Annotated in this window: 24 protein-coding genes; 6 read left to right on the forward strand and 18 right to left on the reverse strand. The window is 61.0% G+C overall.

The window, feature by feature from the left end; translation table 11 throughout:
* Positions 1-14: 14 nt before the first annotated feature.
* Positions 15-443 carry a DUF2269 family protein gene (locus tag P7C00_RS30645; protein ID WP_404937863.1) on the reverse strand — a complete coding sequence of 143 codons (429 nt, stop codon included), beginning with the start codon at positions 441-443 and terminating at the stop codon, positions 15-17.
* Between the two features lie 40 nt (positions 444-483).
* Positions 484-1,998, reverse strand: coding sequence for a threonine ammonia-lyase, biosynthetic (gene ilvA, locus P7C00_RS30650; RefSeq protein WP_346633285.1), 1,515 nt, complete (start codon positions 1,996-1,998; stop codon positions 484-486).
* A 190-nt stretch (positions 1,999-2,188) separates the two neighbouring features.
* Between ilvA and rpiA the strand changes: the two genes are divergently transcribed.
* Positions 2,189-2,860, forward strand: coding sequence for a ribose-5-phosphate isomerase RpiA (gene rpiA / locus P7C00_RS30655; RefSeq protein ID WP_346633286.1), 672 nt, complete (start codon positions 2,189-2,191; stop codon positions 2,858-2,860).
* A gap of 73 nt (positions 2,861-2,933) precedes the next feature.
* On the opposite strand, the gene P7C00_RS30660 is transcribed toward rpiA, so the two are convergent.
* From P7C00_RS30660 to P7C00_RS30675, 4 genes are all read right to left on the reverse strand, one after another.
* The gene (locus P7C00_RS30660; RefSeq protein ID WP_346633287.1) at positions 2,934-3,839 is read right to left on the reverse strand and encodes an SdiA-regulated domain-containing protein; all 906 of its coding nucleotides are present in this window, start codon (positions 3,837-3,839) and stop codon (positions 2,934-2,936) included.
* 97 nt (positions 3,840-3,936) lie between these two features.
* Complete coding sequence (locus P7C00_RS30665) at positions 3,937-4,869, reverse strand: SdiA-regulated domain-containing protein (protein WP_283988105.1); 933 nt, start codon at positions 4,867-4,869, stop codon at positions 3,937-3,939.
* Positions 4,870-5,031: 162 nt separating this feature from the next.
* On the reverse strand, positions 5,032-5,697 hold the full coding sequence (locus P7C00_RS30670) for a fumarylacetoacetate hydrolase family protein (protein WP_346633288.1): 666 nt from the start codon (positions 5,695-5,697) through the stop codon (positions 5,032-5,034).
* 43 nt (positions 5,698-5,740) lie between these two features.
* A complete protein-coding gene (locus P7C00_RS30675) occupies positions 5,741-7,135 on the reverse strand; it encodes an FAD-binding oxidoreductase (protein WP_346633289.1) in 1,395 nt (464 codons plus the stop codon).
* A gap of 204 nt (positions 7,136-7,339) precedes the next feature.
* Here P7C00_RS30675 and serA point away from each other — a divergent pair, with 204 nt between their 5' ends.
* A complete protein-coding gene (serA, locus tag P7C00_RS30680; RefSeq protein ID WP_011064084.1) occupies positions 7,340-8,569 on the forward strand; it encodes a phosphoglycerate dehydrogenase in 1,230 nt (409 codons plus the stop codon).
* A 60-nt stretch (positions 8,570-8,629) separates the two neighbouring features.
* On the opposite strand, the gene P7C00_RS30685 is transcribed toward serA, so the two are convergent.
* A complete protein-coding gene (locus P7C00_RS30685; protein ID WP_346633290.1) occupies positions 8,630-9,067 on the reverse strand; it encodes a DUF4399 domain-containing protein in 438 nt (145 codons plus the stop codon).
* A 132-nt stretch (positions 9,068-9,199) separates the two neighbouring features.
* Here P7C00_RS30685 and P7C00_RS30690 point away from each other — a divergent pair, with 132 nt between their 5' ends.
* Positions 9,200-9,985 carry a transporter substrate-binding domain-containing protein gene (locus P7C00_RS30690; protein WP_404937864.1) on the forward strand — a complete coding sequence of 262 codons (786 nt, stop codon included), beginning with the start codon at positions 9,200-9,202 and terminating at the stop codon, positions 9,983-9,985.
* Between the two features lie 30 nt (positions 9,986-10,015).
* Here P7C00_RS30690 and P7C00_RS30695 read toward each other — a convergent pair whose 3' ends face one another.
* A complete protein-coding gene (locus P7C00_RS30695; RefSeq protein WP_404937865.1) occupies positions 10,016-10,498 on the reverse strand; it encodes a DUF523 domain-containing protein in 483 nt (160 codons plus the stop codon).
* A gap of 2 nt (positions 10,499-10,500) precedes the next feature.
* Positions 10,501-11,133, reverse strand: coding sequence for a 2OG-Fe(II) oxygenase (locus P7C00_RS30700; protein WP_346633432.1), 633 nt, complete (start codon positions 11,131-11,133; stop codon positions 10,501-10,503).
* Between the two features lie 162 nt (positions 11,134-11,295).
* On the opposite strand from P7C00_RS30700, the gene P7C00_RS30705 reads away from it, so the two are divergent.
* Entirely contained in the window at positions 11,296-12,048 is a 753-nt protein-coding gene (locus P7C00_RS30705) for a DUF2059 domain-containing protein (RefSeq protein WP_346633293.1), read from the forward strand.
* Between the two features lie 43 nt (positions 12,049-12,091).
* On the opposite strand, the gene P7C00_RS30710 is transcribed toward P7C00_RS30705, so the two are convergent.
* A complete protein-coding gene (locus tag P7C00_RS30710) occupies positions 12,092-13,030 on the reverse strand; it encodes an alpha/beta hydrolase (protein ID WP_404937866.1) in 939 nt (312 codons plus the stop codon).
* 112 nt (positions 13,031-13,142) lie between these two features.
* Here P7C00_RS30710 and P7C00_RS30715 point away from each other — a divergent pair, with 112 nt between their 5' ends.
* The gene (locus P7C00_RS30715) at positions 13,143-13,721 is read left to right on the forward strand and encodes a DUF6436 domain-containing protein (protein ID WP_346633295.1); all 579 of its coding nucleotides are present in this window, start codon (positions 13,143-13,145) and stop codon (positions 13,719-13,721) included.
* Positions 13,722-13,829: 108 nt separating this feature from the next.
* Positions 13,830-16,238 carry a penicillin acylase family protein gene (locus P7C00_RS30720; protein WP_404937867.1) on the forward strand — a complete coding sequence of 803 codons (2,409 nt, stop codon included), beginning with the start codon at positions 13,830-13,832 and terminating at the stop codon, positions 16,236-16,238.
* A 184-nt stretch (positions 16,239-16,422) separates the two neighbouring features.
* On the opposite strand, the gene P7C00_RS30725 is transcribed toward P7C00_RS30720, so the two are convergent.
* From P7C00_RS30725 to P7C00_RS30760, 8 genes are all read right to left on the reverse strand, one after another.
* Positions 16,423-17,313 (reverse strand): ABC transporter permease subunit, encoded by an 891-nt coding sequence (locus P7C00_RS30725; protein ID WP_346633297.1) that lies wholly within the window; start codon positions 17,311-17,313, stop codon positions 16,423-16,425.
* Positions 17,310-18,191: an ABC transporter permease subunit gene (locus tag P7C00_RS30730; RefSeq protein ID WP_170001853.1), complete on the reverse strand. Its 882-nt coding sequence runs from the start codon at positions 18,189-18,191 to the stop codon at positions 17,310-17,312. Before P7C00_RS30730 ends, P7C00_RS30725 begins: the two co-directional genes overlap by 4 nt.
* A 35-nt stretch (positions 18,192-18,226) precedes the next feature.
* Positions 18,227-19,369 (reverse strand): polyamine ABC transporter ATP-binding protein, encoded by a 1,143-nt coding sequence (locus P7C00_RS30735; protein WP_346633298.1) that lies wholly within the window; start codon positions 19,367-19,369, stop codon positions 18,227-18,229.
* 71 nt (positions 19,370-19,440) lie between these two features.
* The gene (locus P7C00_RS30740) at positions 19,441-20,535 is read right to left on the reverse strand and encodes a polyamine ABC transporter substrate-binding protein (RefSeq protein WP_404937868.1); all 1,095 of its coding nucleotides are present in this window, start codon (positions 20,533-20,535) and stop codon (positions 19,441-19,443) included.
* Between the two features lie 189 nt (positions 20,536-20,724).
* On the reverse strand, positions 20,725-21,822 hold the full coding sequence (locus P7C00_RS30745; RefSeq protein WP_102862145.1) for a polyamine ABC transporter substrate-binding protein: 1,098 nt from the start codon (positions 21,820-21,822) through the stop codon (positions 20,725-20,727).
* A 185-nt stretch (positions 21,823-22,007) separates the two neighbouring features.
* A complete protein-coding gene (locus P7C00_RS30750) occupies positions 22,008-23,372 on the reverse strand; it encodes an aspartate aminotransferase family protein (protein WP_346633300.1) in 1,365 nt (454 codons plus the stop codon).
* A gap of 56 nt (positions 23,373-23,428) precedes the next feature.
* On the reverse strand, positions 23,429-24,787 hold the full coding sequence (locus P7C00_RS30755; RefSeq protein WP_346633301.1) for a glutamine synthetase family protein: 1,359 nt from the start codon (positions 24,785-24,787) through the stop codon (positions 23,429-23,431).
* Between the two features lie 38 nt (positions 24,788-24,825).
* Entirely contained in the window at positions 24,826-25,608 is a 783-nt protein-coding gene (locus P7C00_RS30760; protein WP_404937869.1) for a gamma-glutamyl-gamma-aminobutyrate hydrolase family protein, read from the reverse strand.
* Positions 25,609-25,837: the final 229 nt, after the last annotated feature.

Genomic DNA, 25,837 nt, shown 5'->3' on the forward strand with positions numbered 1-25,837 from the left:
GCAATCCTTAAGGGTTAGACCGGCTTGGCGCCCATGAGGCCGGCAATGGTGACGAAACACACCGCACTGAAGATCGCCAGCACCAGGGTGAAGGTCAGGCCACTGGCGGCCTTGGCCTGACGCAGACGGTTGAGGCGCACCATCAGCCATAGCCAGGCCAGAGCCCCCAGGGTGTAGAGCACACTGGAGCCCAGAACCCAGGTCTGCCCCAGCGGCCAACCCACCAGATGCACCAGCCACCAGCCGCTGAATGGCAGGGTCAGCAAGCCCACCGCCAGCAGCAACCAGCCGAACAACCCCGGACGGTGCAGCACGCGGCTGTAGACCGTCGCATCACCTTGGCGGCGCAGGCGCCAGACCCAGATCGCCAGGCCCAGTGCACTGCCTAAGAGCAGCACGCTAGCCAGCACATGAAGCGTCTTCAGCGTGGTCAGTGTTTCCATGTTCTCGCTTCCTTAAGGCTCCGATCCTCAGCGTAGTCGTTCAGCCGAGGAACAGCTGATAAGCCGGGTTATCGCTTTCATCCCAGTACGGATAGCCGATCTGCTCCAGGGCCGCCGGCACCAGATGACGCTCATCGGCCGGTACTTGCAGGCCGGCGACCACTCGGCCATCGGCCGCGCCATGGTTACGGTAATGGAACATGGAGATGTTCCAGCGCCCGCCCAGCTTGTTGAGGAAGTTGAACAGCGCCCCCGGACGCTCCGGGAATTCGAAGCGCAGCACCACTTCGTCGCTGACCTTCTCCGCATGGCCACCGACCATGTAACGGATATGCAGCTTGGCCAGTTCGTTGTCGGTCAGGTCGATCACCGGGAAACCCTGATCGGTCAGGCTGGCGACCAGAGCACTGCGCGGATCGTTTTCCGGGTGAGTCTGAACGCCGACAAAGATGTGGGCTTCGCTGCCGGTGTTGTACCGGTAGTTGAATTCGGTGATCTGACGCTTGCCCACCGCTTCGCAGAACGCCTTGAAGCTGCCCGGTTTCTCGGGAATGGTCACGGCGATGATGGCTTCACGGCCCTCGCCCAGCTCGGCGCGCTCGGCGACGTGGCGCAAGCGGTCGAAATTGACGTTGGCTCCGGAATCGATGGCCACCAGGGTCTGCCCGGTGATACCGCGTTGCTCGACGTACTTCTTGATCCCCGCCACGCCCAAAGCGCCGGCAGGTTCGGTGATCGAGCGGGTATCGTCGTAGATGTCCTTGATTGCCGCACAGATTTCGTCGGTGCTGACGGTAATCACTTCATCCACATAGTCCTTGCAGATGTCGAAGGTGTACTGACCGATCTGCGCCACCGCCACACCGTCGGCGAAGATGCCCACCGTCGGCAGCACGACCCGCTCACCCGCAGCCATGGCCACTTGCAGGCAGTTGGAGTCGTCCGGCTCGACACCGATCACCTTGATCTCAGGACGCAGGTACTTCACGTAAGCGGCAATACCGGCGATCAGCCCGCCACCGCCCACCGGCACGAAAATCGCGTCCAGCGGTCCCGGATGCTGACGCAGGATCTCCATGGCCACAGTGCCCTGCCCGGCAATGGTGTGGGGATCGTCGTAAGGATGGATATAGACGTAGCCTTTTTCATCCACCAGCTTCAGCGAATAGGCCAGTGCTTCGGGGAAAGAGTCGCCATGCAGCACCACCTTGCCGCCACGGGAACGCACGCCTTCGACCTTGATCTCCGGCGTGGTCTTGGGCATCACGATGGTGGCCTTGACCCCCAGCACCTTGGCCGCCAGGGCCAGGCCTTGGGCATGGTTGCCCGCCGACGCGGTGACCACGCCGCGCGCGCGCTCGGCATCGCTGAGCTGGGTCAGCTTGTTGTAGGCGCCACGAATCTTGAACGAGAACACCGGCTGCAAGTCTTCACGCTTGAGCCAGATCTGATTGCCCAGCCGCTCGGAGAGCTGGCGGGCAGTCTGCAATGGGGTTTCTACGGCAACGTCATAAACGCGCGAGGTGAGGATCTTCTTGACGTACTGTTCGAGCATCGGAAAGCATCACTGAGCGGGTTGGGCAGGGCCAGGGAGTCTAACCCAGCGTTTGTCTGCACGACCACACGAATACAGAGGTTTTAGCCGCGCCCCGAACGAGCCGAGAAGCCAAACGGGCAATGACCTGATCTGCCGCGGCGCCTATAATGCCGGCCTTTGTGCCCCCCTTGCCCGCTTCGGAGCCCGCATGACCCAGGATCAACTCAAACAGGCAGTCGCCCAGGCCGCCGTCGACCTTATCCTCCCGAAACTCGATGACAAGAGCATCGTCGGGGTCGGTACCGGCTCCACCGCCAACTGCTTCATCGATGCCCTGGCCCTGCACAAGGGCGCCTTCGACGGCGCCGTAGCCAGCTCCGAAGCCACCGCCGCACGCCTCAAGGGCCACGGGATTCCCGTGTACGAACTCAATACCGTCAGCGACCTGGAGTTCTACATCGACGGTGCCGACGAGAGCGATGAGCACCTGAACCTGATCAAGGGTGGCGGCGCAGCCCTGACCCGGGAAAAGATCGTGGCCGCCGTGGCCAAGACCTTTATCTGCATCGCCGACGCCAGCAAGCTGGTACCGGTCCTGGGCAACTTCCCACTGCCTGTTGAAGTGATCCCGATGGCCCGCAGTCACGTAGCCCGCGAACTGGTGAAACTGGGCGGCGACCCGGTGTACCGCGAAGGGGTGATCACCGATAACGGCAACATCATCCTCGACGTGCACAACATGCAGATCACCAACCCGGTGGAGCTGGAAAGCCAGATCAACGGGATTGTCGGCGTGGTCACCAATGGCCTGTTCGCCGCGCGCCCTGCGGATGTACTGCTGCTGGGTACAGCCGAAGGGGTAAAAACCCTCAAGGCCTGAGCCAGCCCTGCGGGAAGGAGCCGGCGGACGGGCGAAGGCGGTTTTGCAAGCCTCTTCGCTGGCCAGCCAGCTCCTACATCGGTTTCTTGAAGACGTAGAACAGGTTCGGTTCGCTCACCAGATACAGGGTGCCGTCGTCATCCATCGCCATCCCTTCGGCCTGAGGCACGGCCTTGCTCAGGCCTTGGCGGCCCTTGCCCAATGCCAGGGTGCTCAGCGGGCGCCCTTCGACGTCCAGCTCAACCACCAGACGCGACTCGTCCGACAAGGCCAGCAGATGACCGCTGCGCTCATCGTATTGCAGGCTGGAGAGGTCGCGGACAAAAAGCCCGGCATCCCGTTTGGGGTTGTTAAGTACATGCACCCCGTAGGACTTTTCCGGATCGTGATGGGGAAAGCCCTGCACCTCATAGATCAGCATCGGGTCGCGCTCCTTGGCGACGAACAAACGCTGGCCCTGTGAATCGTAAGCCAGGCCCTCAAAGCCCTTGTTCCCCGAAAGGTGCACGCCGAGCGTGATCTGCTCCGCCTCTGCCGCATCCACCACGGTGGTTTCATCGTCCAGCTGAATCTTGATCAACCGGTGCTGCCGCTCATCGCTGATCACGTAGGTATTGGCGCTGATGAACTCCACTGCCTCCGGATCACCAAAGCCCAGCAGAGCAATACGCCGCAGGACCTGCCCGTCCAGGGACAGCTCGACCAGCTCGGAATTCTTGTTGGTCACGGTGAACAGGCTGTTGCGCAGCGGATCGTAGGTCAGCGCCGAAACCTCATCCAGCCCCTCAATAGGCTGCGCCTCCAGCACCACTCGATAGTCACCCAGGCCCAGGGAATGGGGGGTCGTCACTTGCCAGTAGGATTGCCAATCGAACCAGGCGCGCTGCCACAACCGATGGTTATGGGCAAATGCGGCAAGCAGCACGGCCATCAGGCAGAGGATCAGGTAGAGAGGTTGCAAGCGGGTCAGACGAAACATTGCGGGCGAACTCGAAATCAGGACAGGCTGATGAAATATCACAGCCGTCTGAATTCAAGCTTAATCGACGGTCCGGCAAAGGCGCCGGACCAGCAGATCATTGCTTCTCGAAGCGATAGAACAGATTGGGCTCACTGACCATATACAGGTTGCCGGCCTCATCCATGGCCACGCCTTCGGCCCGGGGAATGGTGTTCTGCAGGCCGTTGAAGCCGCCGAGCAGGGCCATGAAGCTGACTTGCTCACCCTGCTCGTCCAACTCCAGCAGCAGATGGGAGTCGGCGGACAGCACCAGGGTATGACCGGTACGCGGATCGATGCCCAAGGCCGAGAGGTTGCGCAGGTCGAGTTCGTCGCTGGAGAGCTTCTGCTTGCTGCCCGTGAGCACCTGACTGCCATCACTGTTCCAGGTGAACAGTGCCGGTGGACGCTCCTCTCCCAACAGCAGCTGCTGCTTGCGCGGGTTCCAGGCGATGGCTTCGAAAGCCTTGTTCTGGTCTTCCGAAGGGCCCAGGTCGTATTTGGGGAAAGCCGCGATATTCAGCTCTTTGGTATCCGCATCGACCTTGACGATCACCAGCGAATGTTCGCGCTCGTCGACAATCGCCAGCAGCCCGTTCTCCAGAACGGCCACCCCTTCCGGGTTGCTCCAGCCCACTAGGGGGATCTTGCGCAGAACGTCGCCTTGCAGGGTCAGTTCCGCCAGGAACGGATGCTTGCCCATCACTGAGAACAGGGTCTTGGTCTGTGGGTTGTAGGAAAGATCGGAGGCTTCATCACGCTCCATGCCAGGCAGCGCCTTGGCATCGATGACCACGCGATAACCGGGCAGCCAGATGCTGGCGCTGCGCTCGGAAGAACTGACAAACCGCTCCTGCACCCAGAGCGCTCCCCGATCGTCCCAATGCATGAGGCTGGCAACGCCATAGCAGATCACCCCCGCCAGCAGCAGCCAGGAATACCAGCGCATGCGCAGGCGAATACGCGACAGACGATTGCCAAGAGGCTTAGTCAGAGGAGCGGCGTCCATCACAAGAGTTCCAGAGGTCGGCCATAGTTAATAGCACGCAGTTTTCAGATCGGCGAACCATAAACTTAGGAATTATCCGGAACGAATGTGAAAAAACGGTTAAAGGCCATGAGCTTTCTACGAGGCGCCCCGGATTCCCGGGCCCTCGCAGAAAGTTCCCGATCAACGGACGCTGCTGGTGAAGCGACTGACGCCCGGCAGTTCCAGCACCAGCTCATCACCGACATTCAGCGGCCCGACGCCAACCGGGGTACCGGTGAGAATCACATCGCCGGCCTGCAGGGAAAAGCAGCCGGCCATGTACTGGATCATCGGCACTATGGGATTGAGCATATCGCGGCTGTTGCCGTCCTGGCGCACCTCACCATTGATGGTCAGGCGAATGCCAATATCGCTCAGGTCGGCAAAACTGCTGCCCACCACGAATGGCGCGATGACCGCCGCACCATCGAACGACTTGGCGATTTCCCAAGGCAGACCCTTGGCCTTGAGCTCGGCCTGCTTGTCCCGCAGGGTCAAGTCCAGTGCCGGGGCGAAGCCTGAGATGGCGTCCAGCACTTCTTCGCGGCTGGGATTGGTAGACAGCGGCTTGCCGATCAGCACGGCAATTTCCGCCTCGTAGTGCACCGAGCCGCGCTCGGTGGGAATGGCAAAACCACCTTCCAGCGGCACCACGCAACTGCCGGGTTTGATAAACAGCAGGGGCTCAGTGGGAACCGGGTTGTCCAGCTCCTTGGCATGCTCGGCGTAGTTACGACCGATGCATACCACCTTGCCCAGAGGGAAATGAATCCGGGTACCGTCGACATACTGGTGCTGATAGCTCATTACCGACTCCTGCTCTTGTGCTTCATCAGGGCGCTGCTTGCATTCAAGCAGCGAAGATCTTGCCCGGGTTCATGATGCCGTTCGGATCGAATACTGCCTTGACCGCCTTCATGTACTCGATCTCAACCGGCGAGCGGCTGTAGGTCAGGTAATCACGCTTGGTCATGCCCACGCCATGCTCGGCGGAGATCGAACCGTTGTACTTCTCGACGGTTTCGAACACCCACTTGTTGACCGTGGCGCACTTGGCGAAGAACTCGTCCTTGCTCAGGTTGTCCGGCTTGAGAATGTTCAGGTGCAGGTTGCCGTCGCCAATGTGACCGAACCAGACAATTTCGAAGTCCGGGTAGTGTTTGCCGACGATGGCGTCGATTTCCTTGAGGAAAGCCGGCACTTTCGAAACGGTGACCGAGATATCGTTCTTGTACGGAGTCCAGTGGGAGATGGTCTCGGAAATGTATTCCCGCAACTTCCACAGGTTCTGCAGCTGGGTTTCGCTCTGGCTCATCACCCCGTCCAGCACCCAACCCTGTTCGACACAATGCTCGAAGGTTTCCAGGGCGTGGTTGGCCACTTCTTCAGTGGTGGCCTCAAATTCCAGCAGGGCGTAGAACGGGCAGTCGGACTCGAATGGAGCCGGCACATCACCACGGGCCAGGACCTTGGCCAGGGCCTTGTCGGAGAAGAATTCGAAGGCAGTCAGGTCGAGCTTGCTCTGGAAAGCGTGCAGCACCGGCATGATCGAGTCGAAGTCGGCGGTGCCGAGCACCATGGCGGTGAGGTTCTTCGGCGCCCGGTCCAGGCGCATGGTGGCCTCGACCACGAAGCCCAGAGTGCCTTCCGCGCCGATGAACAACTGGCGCAGGTCGTAGCCGGTAGCGTTCTTGATCAGATCCTTGTTCAACTCCAGCAGGTCGCCCTTGCCGGTGACCACCTTCATGCCGGCCACCCAGTTGCGGGTCATGCCGTAGCGAATCACCTTGATCCCGCCGGCATTGGTGCCGATATTGCCGCCAATCTGGCTGGAGCCGGCAGAAGCGAAGTCCACCGGGTAGTAGAGGCCGTTTTCTTCCGCCAGGTTCTGCAGTTGCTCGGTGACCACCCCCGGCTGGCACACCGCAGTGCGGTCAGTCAGGTTCAGGTCGAGAATCTGGTTCATATAGTCGAAGGACACCACCACTTCGCCGTTGGCTGCCACGGCAGCGGCCGAGAGCCCGGTCCGCCCGCCCGAGGGCACCAGCGCAACCTTGTGCTGATTGGCCCAGCGCACGATGGCCTGGACCTGCTCGGTGGTCTTGGGGAAAACGATGGCCGTGGGGGCCGGGGCGAAATGCTTGGTCCAATCCTTGCCGTAAGCATTCAGGGAGTCAGCGTCGGTCAGCACCTTGCCAGGCTCAACCAGGGTCTTCAGCTCATCAATCAGGGCAGGATTGGTCATCGACAGAACTCTCGAACAATTCATGGTCATCCTGAGAACGCTTCACGTCGCAGGAATGAGTGTTTAGCGGGGCGCGTATGCTAGCATACCGCCCCCGCAGGAGAGTGCCCAAGGGCCTTTCTGCGGTGGCGGTTTCATGCCGTCCAGGTCAGCTCAAGCTGTCCATTTCCCTGCCATTTTTCTCCGGGACACAGGTTTACGCAGATGAGCAAGACTTCTCTCGATAAGAGCAAGATCAAGTTCCTTCTCCTCGAAGGCGTCCACCAATCCGCTGTCGACGTCCTCAAGGCCGCCGGCTACACCAGCATCGAGTACCTCACCGGTTCTCTGCCGGAAGCCCAGCTCAAGGAAAAGATCGCCGATGCACACTTCATCGGTATTCGCTCCCGCACTCAACTGACCGAAGAGATCTTCGACCACGCGAAGAAACTGGTCGCAGTGGGTTGCTTCTGCATCGGCACCAACCAGGTTGACCTGTCCGCCGCTCGCGAGCGCGGCATCGCGGTGTTCAACGCGCCTTACTCCAACACCCGTTCGGTCGCCGAGCTGGTACTGGCCGAGGCCATCCTGCTGCTGCGTGGCATCCCTGAGAAAAACGCTTCCTGCCACCGTGGCGGCTGGATCAAGAGCGCAGCCAACTCCTTCGAAATCCGCGGCAAGAAGCTGGGTATCGTCGGTTACGGCTCCATTGGTACTCAGCTGTCGGTCCTGGCCGAAGGTCTGGGCATGCAGGTGTTCTTCTATGACACCGTGACCAAGCTGCCACTGGGCAACGCCACTCAGGTGGGCAACCTGCACGAGCTGCTGGGCATGTCCGACATCGTCACCCTGCACGTGCCGGAAACTGCGGCCACTCAGTGGATGATCGGCGAAAAGGAAATCCGTGCCATCAAGAAAGGCGGCATCCTGATCAACGCCGCACGTGGCACCGTGGTCGAGCTGGACGCCCTGGCGGACGCCATCAAGGACAAGCACCTGATCGGCGCAGCCATCGACGTGTTCCCGGTTGAGCCGCGCTCCAACGACGAAGAGTTCGAAAGCCCGCTGCGCGGCCTGGACAACGTGATCCTGACTCCGCACATCGGCGGCTCCACCGCTGAAGCCCAAGCCAACATCGGCCTGGAAGTGGCAGAGAAGCTGGTCAAGTACAGCGACAACGGTACTTCGGTCTCCTCGGTCAACTTCCCGGAAGTGGCGCTGCCTGCCCACCCTGGCAAGCACCGCCTGCTGCACATCCACGAGAACATCCCGGGCGTGATGAGCGAGATCAACAAGGTCTTCGCCGAAAACGGTATCAACATCTCCGGTCAGTTCCTGCAGACCAACGAAAAGGTCGGCTACGTGGTGATCGACGTCGACGCCGAGTACTCGGACCTGGCGCAAGAGAAGCTGCAGCACATCAACGGCACCATCCGTTGCCGCGTGTTGTTCTAAGAAATCTTGGCGGCACAAAAAAGGGAGCCCTCTGGGCTCCCTTTTTTATCGCGTTTACGATTATTTCACTGTCACTGTGATTTTCTTGGAGACGATTGCCGGGTTGAACGGCACGTGGTTCTTGTCACCCAGCTCCAACTGCAGGGTGTGCTTGCCCGGAGTCAGGGTCACTTCGGTTTCGGTCTGCGCCTTGCCGAAATGCAGGTGATTGGCATCCATTGGGATTGGCAGGTTTTCCGCTGGCAGTTGCTCGACATCGATCAGCAGGTGATGGTGGCCGGTGTTGGCGGTCTGGTCGCCGGCAGGGGCCAGGGCGATGCCTTCAACGCCGAACTTGACCTTGAAGGTCTTGTCGACGGTGGCCCCATCGGCCGGGGAAACGATAAACACCTTGGCGCCCGCTGGTGCCTCAGTACGAGGAATTTCCGCTGCGCCGGCCAGCATCGAAGCTCCCAGCAACAGACCGGCCAATGCAGCACGCGACATAAAAATTTTCATTATCTTCTCCAGTTTTTCCGCAAATCTTTTACGGTTATGACAACTTCGTGGCGATTCGTTGTCGAAGGCACTCAACACCTTAGCAAAGCGAGCCTGAACGGCGCATCGCTCATATAAATTCAAGGAGTGACCATGCGTTTCCTGCCTGGCCTGTTACTTTTGCTGCCCCTTGTGAGCACTTACGCTCAAGCCGAACTGATGGACGACATCAATGACCGCGGGGAACTGCGCATCGCCCTGGAAGCCAATACGCCGCCCTTCAACTTCAAGGATGACGGCAAACTCACCGGTTTCGAGGTGGAGTTGGGGCAGTTGCTGGCCAGTGAACTGGACGTGCGCGCGGACTTCGTGGTGACTGCGGCGGCCGAGTTGCTGCCAGGTGTGGAGAGCGGCAAGTTCGACGTGGCCATCAACCACATAGCAGTGACCCCGGAACTCAAGGATCGTTTCGACTTCAGCGAGCCCTACAGCTATTCCAGTGCCCAGTTGATCGTGCGCAAGGAAGAACAACGCCCGCTGTTTTCCCTCCAGGCCCTGCGTGGGCAAGCGCTGGGCGTGGCTCAGGGCAGCCAGTTCGTTGATCAGGCACGGACCGTGGAAGGCATCAACCTGCGCAGCTATGCCGATGCCCAGCAACCGATCAAGGATGTGGCGGACAAACAGATCGACGCGGCCATCAGCGACCGCCTGCTGATTCCCTACGCCATTCGCGACAGTCGCCTGCCGGTAAAGGAAGGAGCCAAGGTGGGCCCGACCCTGAGCCTGGCGATTCCCTTCCAGAAAGGCAACCCGGCGTTCCAGGCGAGCCTGGACAGCGCCCTGCAGCGGATCAAGGCAGATGGGCGACTGATGGCCCTGTCGGAGAAGTGGTTCGGCATGGATGCGAGCAAACCGCCCAAGGCTGAAGCCGGGCAGTAATCCTTGCCCGATAGCCGCCGCAAGCTGCGGCTACAGGGCGGCCAGGACAGCAGCAGCCTCGGGCAGCTGCAGCTCACTGAAGACTTGCACGCCATGGCGCTGCAATAGCGCCGCAGTCACGCCCTCGCCCTGAACCTTGATGCCGCTGAAGGTGCCGTCATAGGTGAGCACATTGCCGCAGGACGGGCTGTTGGCCTTGAGCACGGCGATGCGGATCCCGTGCTTTTCCACCAACTCCAGGGCCTGCCGAGCACCAGAGAGGAATTCGGCGCTGACATCTTCGCCTTCCGTGGTCATCACCGGTGCCCGGCCCTCAAGCACATCGACGCCTTGCCCACCAGGAATCTCCGCCGCCGCCCGTGGCGTCGGCAAGCCGCCGGCCACCTCCGGGCACAGCGCAACCACCCGCCCCTCTTGCAGCCAGGCGGCCAGTTGATCGAACGGGCCGCTGGCACCGCCGTCGTAGCGCACGCGGTGGCCCAACAGGCAGCGGCTGACCAGGATCTTGTGCATATTCAGAACGGCTCGTTACCACGACGCCGGAACCAGCCGGTCAGGGACAGGCGATCCCGCGTCGCGGGCAGGACTTCATGGGGGACTTCACCGGAAAGAAACACCACCAGCCGCCCCCCGACAGGGACCACATCGTATTGCCCCTGGTCATTGAGGTACATGCGCAATTGCCCGCCGTGATCGGGCAGCCACTGCTCATTGAGGTAGATCACCGCCGAGACCATGCGCCGATCATCATCGCGAAAGCGGTCCACGTGGCGCTTGTAAAATGCCCCCGGCGGGTACATTGCGAAGTGGCACTCGAAGTCCTCAAGCCCGAGAAACAGGCCTCGATTGAGGGCCTCGCGCAGGCTGTCCATCAACCCCAGATAGGTATCGACAGCCTCGGCCTGGCCGGGCTCGAGCCACTGGATATGGTCGCCGCGAATACCCTCGCGTATTTCCTGAGCCGGGCCACGTCCTACCGCCGCAGGCGCCAGCTCACCTTCTATCGCACGTTTACGGCACTCAGCCGCCAGTTCGAGGGTCAGACCCTCGGACAGGAAAACATTCTGCTGCGACCAGCCACAGGCGGCCAGGTCGTCGACGATACGCAACAACAGCGGATGATCAGAGGGTATTTGCATGGCGCGCATAGTATCCAGCATCAGATAAATCTGACAGAGCCACAGAGCGGAGGATTACGCATTTTTTTCCAATGCACTTTCCACTCATTACTTTAGCGGGCGATCCTGATACGAATTCTCGACAACCATCGCCTTGCCCCGGAGAATAGTCGCCTGCTGACAGGAGTCCTTATGCGCCGTTTGCTTTTCTCACTGTTGATGTTCTGCGCCTTGCCTGCCTGGGCAGACAGCCACGACCAGTTGTACAAGGTCGCCGGTTGGCCGGAACAGCGCGCGCATTTCAACGATGCCCTGAGCGCCGCCCAGCAGCGCTACCAGAACAGCTTGCCGCCAGCGGTCTACCAGGCCCTGGTGGACAACAGCAACCAGCGCTTCGCGCCCCAGGCCGTGGACCGTCGCGCCGAAGAGCAACTGCGCCAGCATCTCGCCAATCCCGCTCCCGCCCTGGCCTTCTTCCAGTCGCCCCTGGGCCGCAAGATCGTCGCCGCCGAATTGCTGGCCACCCGTCGCGACCAGTTGGCCAAGAATGCCCAGGGCCTGCCGAAGATGCAGGTCAGTGATAACCGCCAATTGATCATCGGCCACCTGGCCCAGGCGCTACCGGCCAAGGAAGCCGGCGCGGAAGTCAGCCTGGCGATCGCCGGAGTCGCCGCAGACAGCCTGAGCCAGATGATTCCCGGCCTGCTGGGAGGGGGGCAGGCCCAGGGCATGCTCAACGGTCAGCGCCAGCGATTGATGCAGCAGATCGGCAACGACCTGAACAACACCCTGCTGTACGTTTATCGGGACCTGTCCGACACCGAGCTGGAAGAATTCGCGACCTTCGCCGAATCCAGTGAGGGCAAGGCCTATTACCAGGCAGCCCTGGCAGCGATTCGCGCCGGCCTGGCGGTCGGCCAGAGCACCTCCAGCCTCACGCCCTGACCCCTGGGCTCAGGCTGCACGGCGGCGCGGCCGGGCACGCGGATCAAAGGTGCTGGGTAAGAAAGGCGAAGTACTGATCGCGGTACAAGGGAATTTCATTCGCCAGGTGATGCCGCGCCTCCGGCAGCATCAAGACCTCAGGTGCGGTGAACTTGCCGCGAATCACTTGCAGGTTGTGCTCCCAATCCACCGTCATGTCCGCCTGCCCCTGGACGATCAGCGGCTGCCTTGAACTGCGCGGAGCTGCTTCCAACTGCTTGATCCAACGTGCCAGCGCGCCGACCCAGGCAGTGGGCAAACGTTGTGGCTGCAACGGGTCGGCCTGAAGGAAGGCGAGAAAATCCGCATCGTTGGAGTTCTCGCTGAAGCGCCGGGCAATGCCACTGACAAATGGCCGCAGCAGGTAATAGCTGAGCATCGACCAACCCCAGGCACGAGGTCGCACCAAGGGTGACAGGAGCACCACTTGCCCCTGGGCCGGGCTCTCGGCGCCCTGGTTGAGCAGGTGATCCATGATGATCGCGCCACCGGTGCTTTGCCCGAACAAGTGCCAGGGCTGGGGCAAGTCCAGGGACCGCGCCTGGGCGAACAGGCCTTGCAGTACCCGTTGATACACCGCGAAATCATTGATGCTGGCGCGCTCGCCACTGGACAGGCCATGCCCGGGCAGGTCACAGGAAATCACCACGAAGCGGCGCTGCAGGGCCCACTCGATCACGTGCCGGTACAAGCCCATGTGGTCGTAGAAGCCGTGGAACAGAAACAGCGTTGCCTGTGGCTGTTCCGGCCACCACACCTGCGTGACCACCTCGTAGCCCTCCACGTGAAAGCGCCCCAGGCGACTGCGTGGCACCAGCGCACGCCCGGCGAAGTCCAGCCCATAGAAGCGCTGATAGGCCTGAGCCTCCACCGACAAGGGCTGCCCAGCCACCAGGGGTTGCAGACTGGCGCGCAGGTGGTCGGGGTCGAAGGTCACGGACATGGAGTTTTCCAAAACGGGGGGGTACCGAGGACAAAACAGGCTTTCTAGGCCTGCGATATTCATCTGTCGCGGCAAGCATGGCAAGCTACGCGACCTTCGAGGACCGATCTTAATGCGCCAGTCTTACCGCACGCCCCTGATTGCCAGCTTGCTCGTCCTGATCTGCGCCGTGGTGCTGTGGTGCGCCTACGACTGGTTCCAGGGACGCTATCTGCGGGCCTTCAGTGAACACACGGCGGTGTTCTCCGGCGACCCACTGCAACTGCCCGCCGAGCTGGCCGGCCCTGGCGCCATCCGCCTGGTGCACTTCTGGGACCCGGCCTGCCCCTGCAACGTCGGCAACCAGCAGCACCTGGCCGAGCTGATCGAAGCCTATGGCCCGCGGGGCGTGGAGTTCTATTCCGTGCAGAAGCCCGGCAGCCACGGCCAACTGCCTGCCACCCTGGGCCGCCTGAAGCCGCTCGACAGCCTGCCCGGTGCCGAACAGATTCCCGCCAGTCCGGCGGTGGCGATCTGGGATCGCAACGGCAAGCTGGCCTACTTCGGGCCCTACAGCGAAGGCCTGACCTGCAACTCCAGCAACAGCTTTATCGAGCCCATCCTCCAGGCGCTAGAGAACCATCGCCAGATCAATGCCACCCACACCCTGGCGGTAGGCTGCTACTGTCCCTGGCCAGCCACTGCCAATTAAAGGCATTCGCGCCTATTCAAGGACTGCCTCCTGCGCGATGCCCATGACTTGTGCTAAATCTCTGCAGCTCTTCCAAGGCGGCACTGAAAACAACAGCAAGGAGCCCGCATGAAACGCAGCCTGACCGTCGTTGCCGTCCTGATCCTCGCCCTGCTGGCGGGTGTCGTCGGCTATCTCTACAGCAAGCAGCCGACACGTCAGGGCCAGGTGGAAGTCCGCGGCCTGCAGGGCTCGGTCACTGTGCGTTACGACGAGCGCGGCGTGCCCCATATCCGCGCGGAAAACGAAGCCGACCTGTATCGCGCCCTGGGTTACGTCCACGCCCAGGACCGGCTGTTCCAGATGGAAGTCCTGCGGCGCCTGTCCCGGGGCGAACTGGCAGAGGTTCTGGGGCCCAAGCTGCTGGACACCGACAAACTGTTCCGCAGCCTGCGCATCCGCGAGCGCGCCGACAGCTATGTGGCCGGGCTCGACCGTCAGTCTCCCGCGTGGAAGGCCCTGGAAGCCTATCTGGACGGCATCAACCAGTATCAGGACAGTCACGCCAGCCCCATGGAGTTCGATGTCCTGGGCATCCACAAGCGGCCATTCACGGCAGAAGACACCGTCAGCGTTGCCGGCTTCATGGCCTACAGCTTCGCCATGGCCTTTCGTACCGAACCGCTGCTGACCTATATCCGCGACCAGTTGGGCAACGATTACCTGAAAGTCTTCGACCTCGACTGGCAGCCCAAGGGCGTGCTGGCCAAGGGCAAGCCGCAACCGTCCCTGCCACTGGCCGCTGTCGACTGGCAGGACCTGGGGCAGATCGCCCTCCTGAGCCTGCAAGCCCTGAGCGAGGCCGGACTGCCGCAATTCGAAGGCAGCAACGCCTGGGCCGTGGCCGGCGCTCGGACCAAGAGCGGACGCCCACTGCTGGCCGGCGACCCACACATTCGCTACTCCCTGCCGTCGGTGTGGTACGAGGCGCAACTTTCGGCTCCGGGTTTCGAACTCTACGGCCATCACCAGGCCCTGGTGCCCTTCGCCTTCCTGGGTCACAACCTGGATTTCGGCTGGAGCCTGACCATGTTCCAGAACGACGATCTCGACCTGATCGCCGAGAAGGTCAACCCGGAGAATCCCAACCAGGTCTGGTTCCATGACAAATGGGTCGACCTGATCAGCAGCGAGCAACAGATTGCGGTCAAGGGCCAGGCGCCGGTGACCTTGACCCTGCGCCAGTCGCCCCACGGCCCGATCATCAACGACATGCTCGGCACCACCGTGGGCAAGGCCCCCATAGCCATGTGGTGGGGGTTTCTGGAAACCCCCAACCCGATCCTCGATGGTTTCTACCAGCTCAACCGCGCCGATACCCTGGCCAAGGTTCGCGCGGCCTCCGCCAAAGTCCACGCCCCCGGACTGAACATTGTCTGGGCCAACGCCAAGGGTGATATCGGCTGGTGGGCAGCGGCGCTGCTGCCCAAGCGTCCGGCCGGGGCCAAACCGGCGTTCATTCTCGATGGCAGCACCGCCATGGCTGACAAGGAGGGCTTCTACCCCTTCAGCGCCAACCCACAGGAAGAGAACCCGGCCCGGGGCTATATCGTCTCCGCCAACTTCCAGCCCGTATCCCCGACCGGCATGGAGATCCCCGGTTACTACAACCTCGCCGACCGGGGCCAGCAACTGGACCGTCAGCTCAGTGACAAAAGCGTGAAATGGGACCTGGAAAACACCCAGAAACTGCAATTGGGCACCACCACCGCCTACGGTCCGCGCCTGCTGGCTCCCTTGCTGCCAGTGCTGCGGGAAGTGGTCAGCGATCCCGAAGAACTGAAACTGCTGGAGCAACTGGCGAAGTGGCAGGGCGACTACCCCCTGGACTCCACCAATGCCACCCTGTTCAACCAGTTCCTGTTCGACCTGGCCGACGCCACCTTTCATGAAAAGCTCGGCGACGCCTACTTCGACGCTTTGATCCAAGCCCGGGTGGTGGATGCCGCCCTGCCCCGGCTGGCGGCCGATCCCGACTCCCCCTGGTGGGACAACCGCACGACGCCCCAGCGTGAAAGCCGAGCCGACACGGTCAAGGTGGCCTGGCGCGCCAGCATCGACCACCTCAAGCGCACCCTGGGCGCCAACCCCGCGCAATGGCGCTGGGGCACCGCCCATACCCTGACCCACGCTCATCCGCTAGGGATGCAGAAGCCCCTGGACCGGGTATTCAACGTCGGCCCCCTGGATGCCCCGGGCAGCCATGAAGTGCCGAACAACCTCACCGCCAAGATCGGCCCGGCGCCCTGGTCCGTGGTGTATGGCCCCTCGACCCGGCGCATCATCGACTTCGCCGACCCGGCCCACAGCCTGACCATCAACCCCGTGGGCCAGAGCGGTGTGCTGTTCGACAAGCACTACGACGACCAGGCCGAGGCCTACATCGAAGGGGTCTACCAACAGGCGCACTTCAGCGACGAAGAAGTCAGCGCCAACACCCGCAGTACCCTGAAGCTGCTGCCGGCCCGCCGCCCCTGAGCGCCTATTGTAGGAGCTGGCTTGCCAGCGAAGAGGCCCGCAAGCCCGGCATGTATCTCAAGATCGCCTTCGCCGGCAAGCCGGCTCCTACGGCGGGAGTCGGCGTGGGGCAATAAAAAACCTCGCTCCCGGTTACCGGGGCGAGGTTTTTTTGTTGCGTACCTAAGGTAGCGCGAGCCTGGGGTCAGGCAGCTTCCGGCGCCTGAGCCCGACGTACGTCCGGCTGCTTCCAGGAGTCGGCAGCACTCTCTTCGATGGCTTGCTGAATCGCACGCTTGCGAGCTTCTTCGGCGCGACGGCTGAAGAACCAGACCAGGAAGGTCACCAGGGACACCGCCAGCAGGATCAGGCTGGCCACAGCGTTGATCTCCGGTTTGACCCCCAGGCGCACCGCCGAGAACACTTCCATCGGCAAGGTGGTGGACCCCGGGCCAGAGACGAAGCTAGCCAGTACCAGGTCATCCAGGGACAGGGCGAAGGACATCATGCCCCCCGCTGCCAGGGACGGCGCGATCATCGGGATGGTGATCAGGAAGAACACCTTCCACGGCCGCGCGCCCAGGTCCATGGCCGCCTCTTCGATGGACAGGTCCAGCTCGCGCAGGCGAGCCGACACCACCACCGCCACATAGGCGGCGCAGAACGTGGTGTGGGCGATCCAGATGGTGACGATCCCGCGTTCCTGAGGCCAGCCGACGGCTTGGGCCATGGCCACGAACAGCAGCAACAGCGACAGGCCGGTGATCACTTCAGGCATCACCAGCGGCGCAGTCACCAGGCCACCGAACAGCGTGCGTCCCTTGAAGTGGGTGATCCGGGTCAGGACGAACGCTGCCAAGGTGCCCAGGGCCACCGCGGCAACGGCGGTGTAGCAGGCGATCTCCAGGGAACGTAAGACCGAACCCATGAGCTGGGTGTTATCCAGCAGGCCGATATACCAGTTGATCGACCAGCCGCCCCATACCGTCACCAGTTTCGAGGCGTTGAACGAGTAGATCACCAGGATCAGCATCGGCAGATAGATGAACAACAGGCCCAGCACCAGCATCATGCTCGAGAAACTGAAGCGCTTCATTCCTTGCCCTCCATTTCTTTGGCCTGACTGCGGTTGAACAGAATGATCGGCACAATCAGGATCGCCAGCATCACCACTGCCAAGGCGGATGCCACCGGCCAGTCACGGTTGTTGAAGAACTCTTGCCAGAGCACTTTACCGATCATCAGGGTTTCCGGGCCGCCCAGCAGTTCCGGAATCACGAACTCGCCCACCACCGGGATGAACACCAGCATGCAACCGGCGATGATGCCGTTCTTGGACAGCGGCACGGTGATCTTCCAGAAGCTGTTGAACGTACTCGAGCCCAGGTCGGCCGCGGCCTCCAGCAGGCTGGTGTCGTGTTTCACCAGGTTCGCGTACAGCGGCAGGATCATGAACGGCAGGTAGGAATAGACCACGCCGATGTACACCGCGATGTTGGTATTGAGGATCTGCAGCGGCTCGTTGATCCAGCCCATCGACATCAGGAAGCCATTGAGCAGGCCGTTGTTGCTGAGGATGCCCATCCAGGCATAGACCCGGATCAGGATCGCAGTCCAGGTCGGCATCATGATCAGCAGCACCAGTACGGTCTGCAGTTCTTTACGGGCGCTGGCGATGGCATAGGCCATCGGGTAGCCGATCAGCAGGCAGAGGATGGTGCTGAAGAACGCCATCTTCAGCGAGCCAAGGTAGGCGGCGATGTACAGCTCGTCGTCCCCCAGCATCGCGTAGTTGCCAAGGTTGAGCAGCACCTGCAGCTTCTGATCGACGTAACTGTAGATCTCGGTGTAGGGCGGAATGGCCACGTCCGCTTCGGCGAAGCTGATCTTCAGGACAATGAAGAACGGCAGCATGAAGAACAGAAACAGCCAGATGAACGGAACCCCGATGACCAGTTGACGGCCACCGGGAATAATTCGATCGAGTCGGCGCTTGAGCTTTCGCATGTTCATGAGCGCAGTACCACGCCGCTGTCGTCTTCCCACCAGACGTAGACCTGATCACCCCAGGTCGGCCGCGCGCCACGACGCTCGGCGTTGGCCACGAAGGACTGCACCAGCTTGCCGCTCGGCAGCTCGACGTAGAACACCGAGTGACCGCCCAGGTAGGCAATGTCGTGGACCTTGCCGCTGGACCAGTTGTACTCGCAGGTCGGCATCTCGGCGGTGACCAGGAGCTTTTCCGGACGGATCGCGTAGGTCACCGACTTGTCCTGGACCGAGGTGCTGATGCCGTGGCCGACATAGATATTGCGGTCCAGGTCCTTGCAGGTGATCAGCGCGTGACCTTCGGCATCGTCCACCACCTCACCTTCGAAGATGTTGACGTTGCCGATGAACTCGCACACCAGGCGACTGACCGGGGTCTCGTAGATATCGATCGGGCTGCCGATCTGGGCAATCCAGCCCAGGTGCATGATGGCGATACGCTCGGCCATGGTCATGGCCTCTTCCTGATCGTGGGTCACCATGACGCAGGTCACGCCTACGCGCTCGATGATCTCCACCAGCTCCAGTTGCATCTGCGAGCGCAGCTTCTTGTCCAGGGCGCCCATGGGTTCGTCCAGCAGCAGCAGCTTGGGACGCTTGGCCAGGGAGCGGGCCAGGGCCACGCGCTGGCGCTGGCCGCCGGACAGCTGGTGCGGCTTGCGCTTGGCGTACTGGCTCATCTGCACCAGCTTGAGCATCTCCGCCACCCGGGCGTCGATCTCGGCGGCAGGGATCTTGTCCTGCTTGAGGCCGAAGGCAATGTTCTGCGCCACGGTCATATGGGGGAACAGGGCGTAGGACTGGAACATCATGTTGATCGGCCGCTCGTAGGGCGGCATGTCGGTGATGTCCACGCCATCGAGGAAGATTCGCCCCTCCGTTGGCCGTTCGAAACCGGCCAGCATCCGCAACAAGGTGGACTTGCCCGAACCCGAGCCACCGAGCAGAGCGAAGATCTCGCCTTTCTTGATTTCCAGGGACACATCGTCCACGGCAACCGTCTCGTCGAACTTCTTCGTGACCCGGTCGATTTTGACCAGCACCTGCTTAGGTGTCTGGTCGCCCTCGAGGGCTTTCTTATAGGCGCCGGAGGCAACTGCCATTTGCGAAACTCCCAACAAAATTTGCAGCCCGTCCCACGTGGACGGACCTTGGATAGTTTGAGCCTGTGGAACTACTTACCCGTCTTGACCTTGGTCCAGCTGCGGGTCATCAAGCGTTGGATATTGGGTGGCAACTCGGTGGACACGTAAGTCTTTTCGAGCACGGCCTGCGGTGGATAAACCGCTTCGTCGGTGCGAATGGATTGCTCCATCAGCTTGTCCGACCCGGGATTGGGGTTGGCATAACCGACGTAGTCACTGACCTGGGCAATCACCTCAGGTTGCAGCAAATAGTTGATGAAGGCGTGCGCTTCCTTGACGTTGCTCGAATCCTTGGGGATCGCCAGCATGTCGAACCACAGGGCACCTCCCTCCTTCGGAATCGCGTAGGCGATGTTCACGCCCTTGCCGGCGTCGGCGGCCCGGGCCTTGGCCTGGAACACGTCGCCGGAAAAACCGATGGCCACGCAGATATTGCCGTTGGCCAGGTCCGAGATGTACTTGGACGAATGGAAGTAAGTCACGTAAGGACGCACCGCCAGCAACTTGGCTTCGGCCTTCTTGTAGTCCTGGGGATTGGTGCTGTTGGCGTTCAGCCCCAGGTAGTTGAGGACCGTGGGCATCATTTCATCGGCAGAATCGAGGAAGGCCACGCCGCAGCTATTGAGCTTCTTGATGTTCTCCGGCTCGAACAACACGCTCCAGGAGTCGATCTTGTCCACACCCAGGACCGCCTTGACCTTGTCGACGTTGTAGCCGATGCCGTTGGTGCCCCACAGGTACGGCACCGCGTACTGGTTGCCCGGATCGTTCATTTCCAGGCGCTTGAGCAGGGCCGGGTCAAGGTTCGAATAATGGGTCAGCAAGCTCTTGTCGAGCTTCTGGAAAGCCCCAGCCTTGATCTGCTTGCCCAGGAAGTGGTTGGACGGCACCACCACGTCATAACCGGTGCGACCGGCCAGCAACTTGCCTTCCAGGGTTTCGTTGGAATCGAATACGTCGTACACCGGCTTGATGCCCGTGGCTTTTTCAAATTCGGCCAGGGTGTTCTGACCGATGTAGTCGGACCAGTTATAAATATGCACGGTCGGTGCAGCCTGCGCGCCAGCCACCAGCGTCAGGCTGGCGGCGACCAGCATGGCTTTGCAAAATAAAGAAATAGGCAAGTGGAGGTCCTCTTAAATAGTTGGGCCCAAGTTGCCCCGCGCTACCTGACAGCCTCCGAGCTGCCCAGCAACAAAACCGGCGCGCAACTTACCCTCGATAAACCAATCCAGCAAAACTTTCTGTCATTTAATTGTTTCCTGTTGCCGCCCTCGCCACGACGACGGCAACAGGTGGTGCTGCAAATCGGCTTATTTACCGGATTTGATCTTGGTCCAGCTGCGGGTCAGGATGCGCTGGGTCGCGGCCGGCAAGTCGGCGATCGCATACAGCTTGGCCTGTACATCAGCCGGCGGGTAAACGCCCGGGTCGCTGGTGATGTCTTTATCGACCAACGGGGTTGCAGCCGCGTTACCGTTGGGGAAACGCACGGCGTTGGTGATTTCGGCCATGACTTCAGGCTTTTGCAGGAAGGTCATGAACTTGTAGGCGCCGTCGACGTTTTCCGCGTCTTTAGGGATGGCGACCATGTCGTAGAAGCTGCCAGCACCCTCTTTGGGAATGTTGTAGCTGACCTTGACCTTGTCACCGGCTTCGGCGGCACGAGCCTTGGCCTGATAGATGTCGCCCGAGTAACCCACAGCGACGCAGATGTTGCCGTTAGCCAGGTCGGAGATGTACTTGGACGAGTGGAAGTAGGCGATCGAAGGACGGATCTTGAGGAACAGCGCTTCGGCTTCAGCCAGTTGCTTTTTGTCCTGGCTGTCGGTCGGGTAGCCCAGGTAGTGCAGCGCCACCGGAATCATCTCGGTTGGCGAGTCGAGGAAACTGACGCCGCACGCCTTCAACTTCTCGGCGTTTTCCGGCTTGAACAGCAGGTCCCAGGAGTTGGTGGGTGCGTCGGCGCCCAATACGGCCTTGACCTTCTCGGCGTTGAAACCGATGCCGATCGAACCCCACATGTAAGGGAAGGCGTGCTTGTTGCCCGGGTCGCTCACCGATACTGCCTTGAGCAGCGATTCGTTGAGGTTCTTCCAGTTCGGCAACTTGGACTTGTCCAGTTCCTGATAGACACCGGCCTTGATCTGCTTGGCCAGGAAGTTGTTGGAAGGCACTACCACGTCGTAGCCGGATTTGCCGGCGAGCAACTTGGCTTCCAGGGTTTCGTTGCTGTCGAACACGTCATAGACCACTTTGATGCCCGACTCGGCTTCAAATTTCTTGATGGTGTCCGGGGCAATGTAATCGGACCAGTTGTAAACGTGCAGCACTTTATCGTCCGCCTGCGCTGCCGCCGCCATCACGCCCATCAGGGACATGGCGAGGAGGGTCTTGCCAGCTAACTTCATACCTAATGCCTTCATGCGTAATGCTCCAATTATTCTTTTTTAACCACTCGCTCAGCGGCCAGTCTCGGGGCGACCAAAACGGCGGGTAGTCTGGCAAGATCCAAGGCCGGCTTTCAAGGAAAGACCCATCCTTTATATCTGCTTCGAGCGCCGTGCCCGCAAGCACCGCGCTCAAAGCCTAGCACTCAGCTCTGCAGCACACTCAAGGTCAGATCCAGGCACTTGCGCGCCTTGGCCACCAGTTCGTCGATCTCCGCCTCGCTGATCACCAGCGGTGGCGCAATGATCATGGTGTCGCCGACGGCACGCATGATCAGACCGTTATCGAAGCAGAACTGTCGGCAGATCATGCCTACGCCACGACCTTCGTAACGTGCCCGGGTGGCCTTGTCCTTGACCAGCTCGATCGCCCCCAGCAGGCCTACCCCGCGAACTTCGCCCACCAACGGGTGATCACTCAGCTCACGCAGACGTTTCTGCAAATAGGGTGCCGCTTTTTCGTGGGCGCGCTGAATAATTTTTTCATCGCGCATGATGCGGATGTTTTCCAGGGCCACGGCTGCGGCCACCGGATGGCCGGAGTAGGTGAAACCGTGGTTGAAATCACCGCCCTCGTTGAGCACCGCCACCACTTCGTCACGGACAATCAGGCCGCCCATGGGGATGTAGCCGGAGGTCAGGCCCTTGGCGATGGTCATCATGTCGGGCTTGAGATCGTAGAAATCGCTACCGAACCACTCACCGGTGCGGCCGAAGCCACAGATCACTTCGTCGGCGACGAAGAGGATGTCGTACTTGGCGAGGATTTCCTTGATCCGCGGCCAGTAGCTGTCCGGCGGCACAATCACGCCGCCAGCGCCCTGGATCGGCTCGGCGATAAAGGCACCGACGTTATCCACGCCCAGCTCCAGGATCTTCTCTTCCAGCTGGTTGGCCGCCCAGATGCCGAACTCTTCTGGGCTCATGTCGCCGCCTTCGCCGAACCAGTACGGTTGCGGGATGTGGACAATGCCCGGAATCGGCAGGTCGCCCTGTTCGTGCATGTAAGTCATGCCGCCGAGGCTGGCGCCCGCCACGGTGGAGCCGTGGTAGCCGTTAACCCGGCTGATGATGGTCTTCTTGTTCGGCTGGCCCTTGATCGCCCAGTAATGGCGGACCATGCGCAGCATGGTGTCGTTGCCTTCGGAGCCGGAGCCGGTGAAGAACACGTGATTCATGCCTTCCGGTGCGACATCGGCGATTGCCTTGGACAGCTCCAGCACCGGCGGGTGGGCGGTCTGGAAGAACAGGTTGTAATAGGGCAGTTCACGCATTTGCTTGCTGGCGGCTTCCGCCAATTCATCACGACCATAGCCGATGGCTACGCACCACAGGCCAGCCATACCGTCGAGAATCTGATTGCCTTCACTGTCCCAGAGGTACACACCCTTGGCATGGGTGATGATCCGCGGCCCCTTCTCCTTCAATTGCTTGAAGTCGCTGAAAGGCGCCAGGTGGTGATCACTGCTGAGGGTTTGCCACTCGCGGGTTTGCGGGTTTTTATGAGTCATCAATCTCTCCTAAGTGTCAGTGAAGGCGCCGCTGGGGGGCAGCGGCGCCCGGCGAATCAGACGGCGAACAGCAGGAATTCCCGCTCCCACGAACTGATCACGCGCTTGAAGTTTTCGTGCTCGGCCCGCTTCACCGCGACGTAGCCGGTGATGAACTTCTGGCCCAGGTACTTCTCGATGGTCTTGCTGTTTTCCATTCGCTCCAGGGCGTCCTCGATGGTCAACGGCAGGCGCAGGTTGCGTCGCTCATAACCACGACCGACCACTGGCGCGCTCGGGTTGTGGCCTTCGACCATGCCAATGAAGCCGCACAGCAGGCTGGCAGCAATGGCCAGGTAAGGGTTGGCGTCGGCGCCCGGCAGGCGGTTTTCCACCCGACGGTTCTGCGGCCCGGCATCCGGCACCCGCAGGCCCACGGTGCGGTTTTCTTCGCCCCACTCGACGTTCACTGGCGCCGAGGTATCGGGCAGGAAGCGGCGGAACGAGTTGACGTTGGGGGCGAACAGCGGCAGCAGCTCGGGGATGAACTTCTGCAAACCGCCAATGTGGTTGAGGAACAGCTGGCTCATGGTCCCGTCTTCGTTGGAGAAGACGTTCTTGCCGGTGTTGATGTCGATGACGCTCTGGTGCAAGTGCATGGCGCTGCCAGGCTCGCCGGTCATGGGCTTGGCCATGAAGGTTGCGGCCACGTCATGCTTGAGTGCGGCTTCGCGCATGGTGCGCTTGAACACCAGGATCTGGTCAGCCAGGGACAAGGCGTCACCGTGACGGAAGTTGATCTCCATCTGCGCCGTGCCGTCCTCATGGATCAGGGTGTCCAGGTCCAGCTCCTGCAGTTCGCACCAGTCGTAGACATCTTCGAACAGCGGATCGAATTCGTTGGCCGCTTCAATGGAGAACGACTGGCGCCCGGTTTCAGGACGGCCGGAACGGCCGATGGGCGGCTGCAGGGGATAGTCGGGGTCGTCACTGCGCTTGGTCAGGTAGAACTCCATCTCCGGCGCCACGATGGGCTGCCAGCCGTGGTCGGCGTAGAGCTTGAGGACCTTCTTCAAGACGTTGCGTGGCGACAGCTCGATGGGGTTGCCCTGCTTGTCGTAGGTGTCGTGGATCACCTGGGCAGTGGGTTCGATGGCCCAGGGCACGAGATACACCGCGTTCTGGTCGGGACGGCAGACCATGTCGATGTCCGCCGGGTCCAGCAGCTCGTAATAGATGTCGTCTTCGACATAGTCGCCGGTCACGGTCTGCAACAGCACGCTCTCGGGCAGGCGCATGCCTTTTTCGGCAATGAACTTGTTGGTCGGCGAGATCTTGCCCCGGGTGATACCGGTCAAGTCGCCGATCATGCATTCGACTTCTGTGATCTTGTGGTCTTTCAACCAATCGGTGAGCTGGTCGAGGTTGTTACTCATAAATGCCTCTAGGCTGAGTTTCCTGACTCTCTATTAAGTCAGGCCTTGTGTGACGCTTCGGCGTCGCGTTGTTTTGCCCGCTTGCGGCAGGCATCACCAAAAGCCTGGAAGATGGCCAGATAGTGAGGATTGCAGCTTACCTGCCATTCGGGGTGCCATTGCACCCCTAAAGCAAATGCCTTGCCTCCCTCGACCGAGATGGCCTCCACCAGACCGTCAGGCGCCAGCGCCTCGACCCGCAGGCCCGGCGCCAGACGTTCAATACCTTGCGCATGAATCGAGTTGACTTGAATCTTCTGCGGCAGGCCCAGATTCGCCAGGATCCCGCCCGTTTGAACGTGCAGATCATGGGCGGGCGCGTACCAGGCATCCAGGGGCTGATCGGGCTCTTCATCATGGCGGTGGTCCATGAACGGCTGCACTTCATGCACGTTCTGATGAAGGCTGCCGCCCAGGGCCACATTCATTTCCTGAAATCCGCGACAGATACCCAGCACCGGAACACCGGCTTGGACGGCGGCATTCAACAGCGGCAGAGTGGCCGCGTCCCGTGCAGAATCATGAGCAGTGCCCGGCGCGCTGGCAGGCCCCTGATAATGGAAAGGTTCGATATTGGAAGGAGAACCGGTAAAGAGGATGCCGTCCAGGCCGTCCAGAATATCGGACGGGGAAAGCCACTGCGCCATGGACGGAAGAATCACCGGCACGCCCTGGGCTGCGCTGGCTACCGCCTGTACATACTCGTCGCCACTGATGTGATAGGCATGCAGACCGATCTGCCTGGAGCAGGCGGTGACGCCGATTAACGGCAGGCGAGACATGAAACACCCCGGTATTATTGCTGTTATGGGTTTGATTCGAGCTTAGCGTTGTTCATTTTTTTACACAACACCCCCGTAAAAAATACAACACGGCCCGCTCAAGCCTGCGGTACCCAAGGTAGTCGAAGCCCAAAAAACGCCCTGTTTTGCCTCAAAAGAGCCTCGCCAGCCCTTTATTAGGGCATAAAAGGCCTTACTTGACTTCGGCATGCCGTTCGGGTTGACTGAA

Origin of the sequence: Pseudomonas sp. JDS08PS003, from assembly GCF_045013505.1 — a bacterium.
Classification (GTDB): Bacteria; Pseudomonadota; Gammaproteobacteria; order Pseudomonadales; family Pseudomonadaceae; genus Aquipseudomonas; species Aquipseudomonas protegens_B.

What these genes read in the sequence shown, in the direction of transcription:
- P7C00_RS30750 (WP_346633300.1), bottom strand. Translation starts at nt 23,372, where the DNA reads ATGACTCATAAAAACCCGCAAACCCGCGAGTGGCAAACCCTCAGCAGT.
- P7C00_RS30725 (WP_346633297.1), bottom strand. Translation starts at nt 17,313, where the DNA reads ATGAAGCGCTTCAGTTTCTCGAGCATGATGCTGGTGCTGGGCCTGTTG.
- P7C00_RS30705 (WP_346633293.1), top strand. Translation starts at nt 11,296, where the DNA reads ATGCGCCGTTTGCTTTTCTCACTGTTGATGTTCTGCGCCTTGCCTGCC.
- P7C00_RS30675 (WP_346633289.1), bottom strand. Translation starts at nt 7,135, where the DNA reads ATGACCAATCCTGCCCTGATTGATGAGCTGAAGACCCTGGTTGAGCCT.
- ilvA (WP_346633285.1), bottom strand. Translation starts at nt 1,998, where the DNA reads ATGCTCGAACAGTACGTCAAGAAGATCCTCACCTCGCGCGTTTATGAC.
- P7C00_RS30660 (WP_346633287.1), bottom strand. Translation starts at nt 3,839, where the DNA reads ATGTTTCGTCTGACCCGCTTGCAACCTCTCTACCTGATCCTCTGCCTG.
- P7C00_RS30695 (WP_404937865.1), bottom strand. Translation starts at nt 10,498, where the DNA reads ATGCACAAGATCCTGGTCAGCCGCTGCCTGTTGGGCCACCGCGTGCGC.
- P7C00_RS30710 (WP_404937866.1), bottom strand. Translation starts at nt 13,030, where the DNA reads ATGTCCGTGACCTTCGACCCCGACCACCTGCGCGCCAGTCTGCAACCC.
- P7C00_RS30700 (WP_346633432.1), bottom strand. Translation starts at nt 11,133, where the DNA reads ATGCGCGCCATGCAAATACCCTCTGATCATCCGCTGTTGTTGCGTATC.
- P7C00_RS30735 (WP_346633298.1), bottom strand. Translation starts at nt 19,369, where the DNA reads ATGGCAGTTGCCTCCGGCGCCTATAAGAAAGCCCTCGAGGGCGACCAG.
- P7C00_RS30665 (WP_283988105.1), bottom strand. Translation starts at nt 4,869, where the DNA reads ATGGACGCCGCTCCTCTGACTAAGCCTCTTGGCAATCGTCTGTCGCGT.
- P7C00_RS30755 (WP_346633301.1), bottom strand. Translation starts at nt 24,787, where the DNA reads ATGAGTAACAACCTCGACCAGCTCACCGATTGGTTGAAAGACCACAAG.
- rpiA (WP_346633286.1), top strand. Translation starts at nt 2,189, where the DNA reads ATGACCCAGGATCAACTCAAACAGGCAGTCGCCCAGGCCGCCGTCGAC.
- P7C00_RS30670 (WP_346633288.1), bottom strand. Translation starts at nt 5,697, where the DNA reads ATGAGCTATCAGCACCAGTATGTCGACGGTACCCGGATTCATTTCCCT.
- P7C00_RS30715 (WP_346633295.1), top strand. Translation starts at nt 13,143, where the DNA reads ATGCGCCAGTCTTACCGCACGCCCCTGATTGCCAGCTTGCTCGTCCTG.
- P7C00_RS30690 (WP_404937864.1), top strand. Translation starts at nt 9,200, where the DNA reads ATGCGTTTCCTGCCTGGCCTGTTACTTTTGCTGCCCCTTGTGAGCACT.
- P7C00_RS30645 (WP_404937863.1), bottom strand. Translation starts at nt 443, where the DNA reads ATGGAAACACTGACCACGCTGAAGACGCTTCATGTGCTGGCTAGCGTG.
- P7C00_RS30720 (WP_404937867.1), top strand. Translation starts at nt 13,830, where the DNA reads ATGAAACGCAGCCTGACCGTCGTTGCCGTCCTGATCCTCGCCCTGCTG.
- serA (WP_011064084.1), top strand. Translation starts at nt 7,340, where the DNA reads ATGAGCAAGACTTCTCTCGATAAGAGCAAGATCAAGTTCCTTCTCCTC.
- P7C00_RS30685 (WP_346633290.1), bottom strand. Translation starts at nt 9,067, where the DNA reads ATGAAAATTTTTATGTCGCGTGCTGCATTGGCCGGTCTGTTGCTGGGA.
- P7C00_RS30760 (WP_404937869.1), bottom strand. Translation starts at nt 25,608, where the DNA reads ATGTCTCGCCTGCCGTTAATCGGCGTCACCGCCTGCTCCAGGCAGATC.
- P7C00_RS30745 (WP_102862145.1), bottom strand. Translation starts at nt 21,822, where the DNA reads ATGAAGTTAGCTGGCAAGACCCTCCTCGCCATGTCCCTGATGGGCGTG.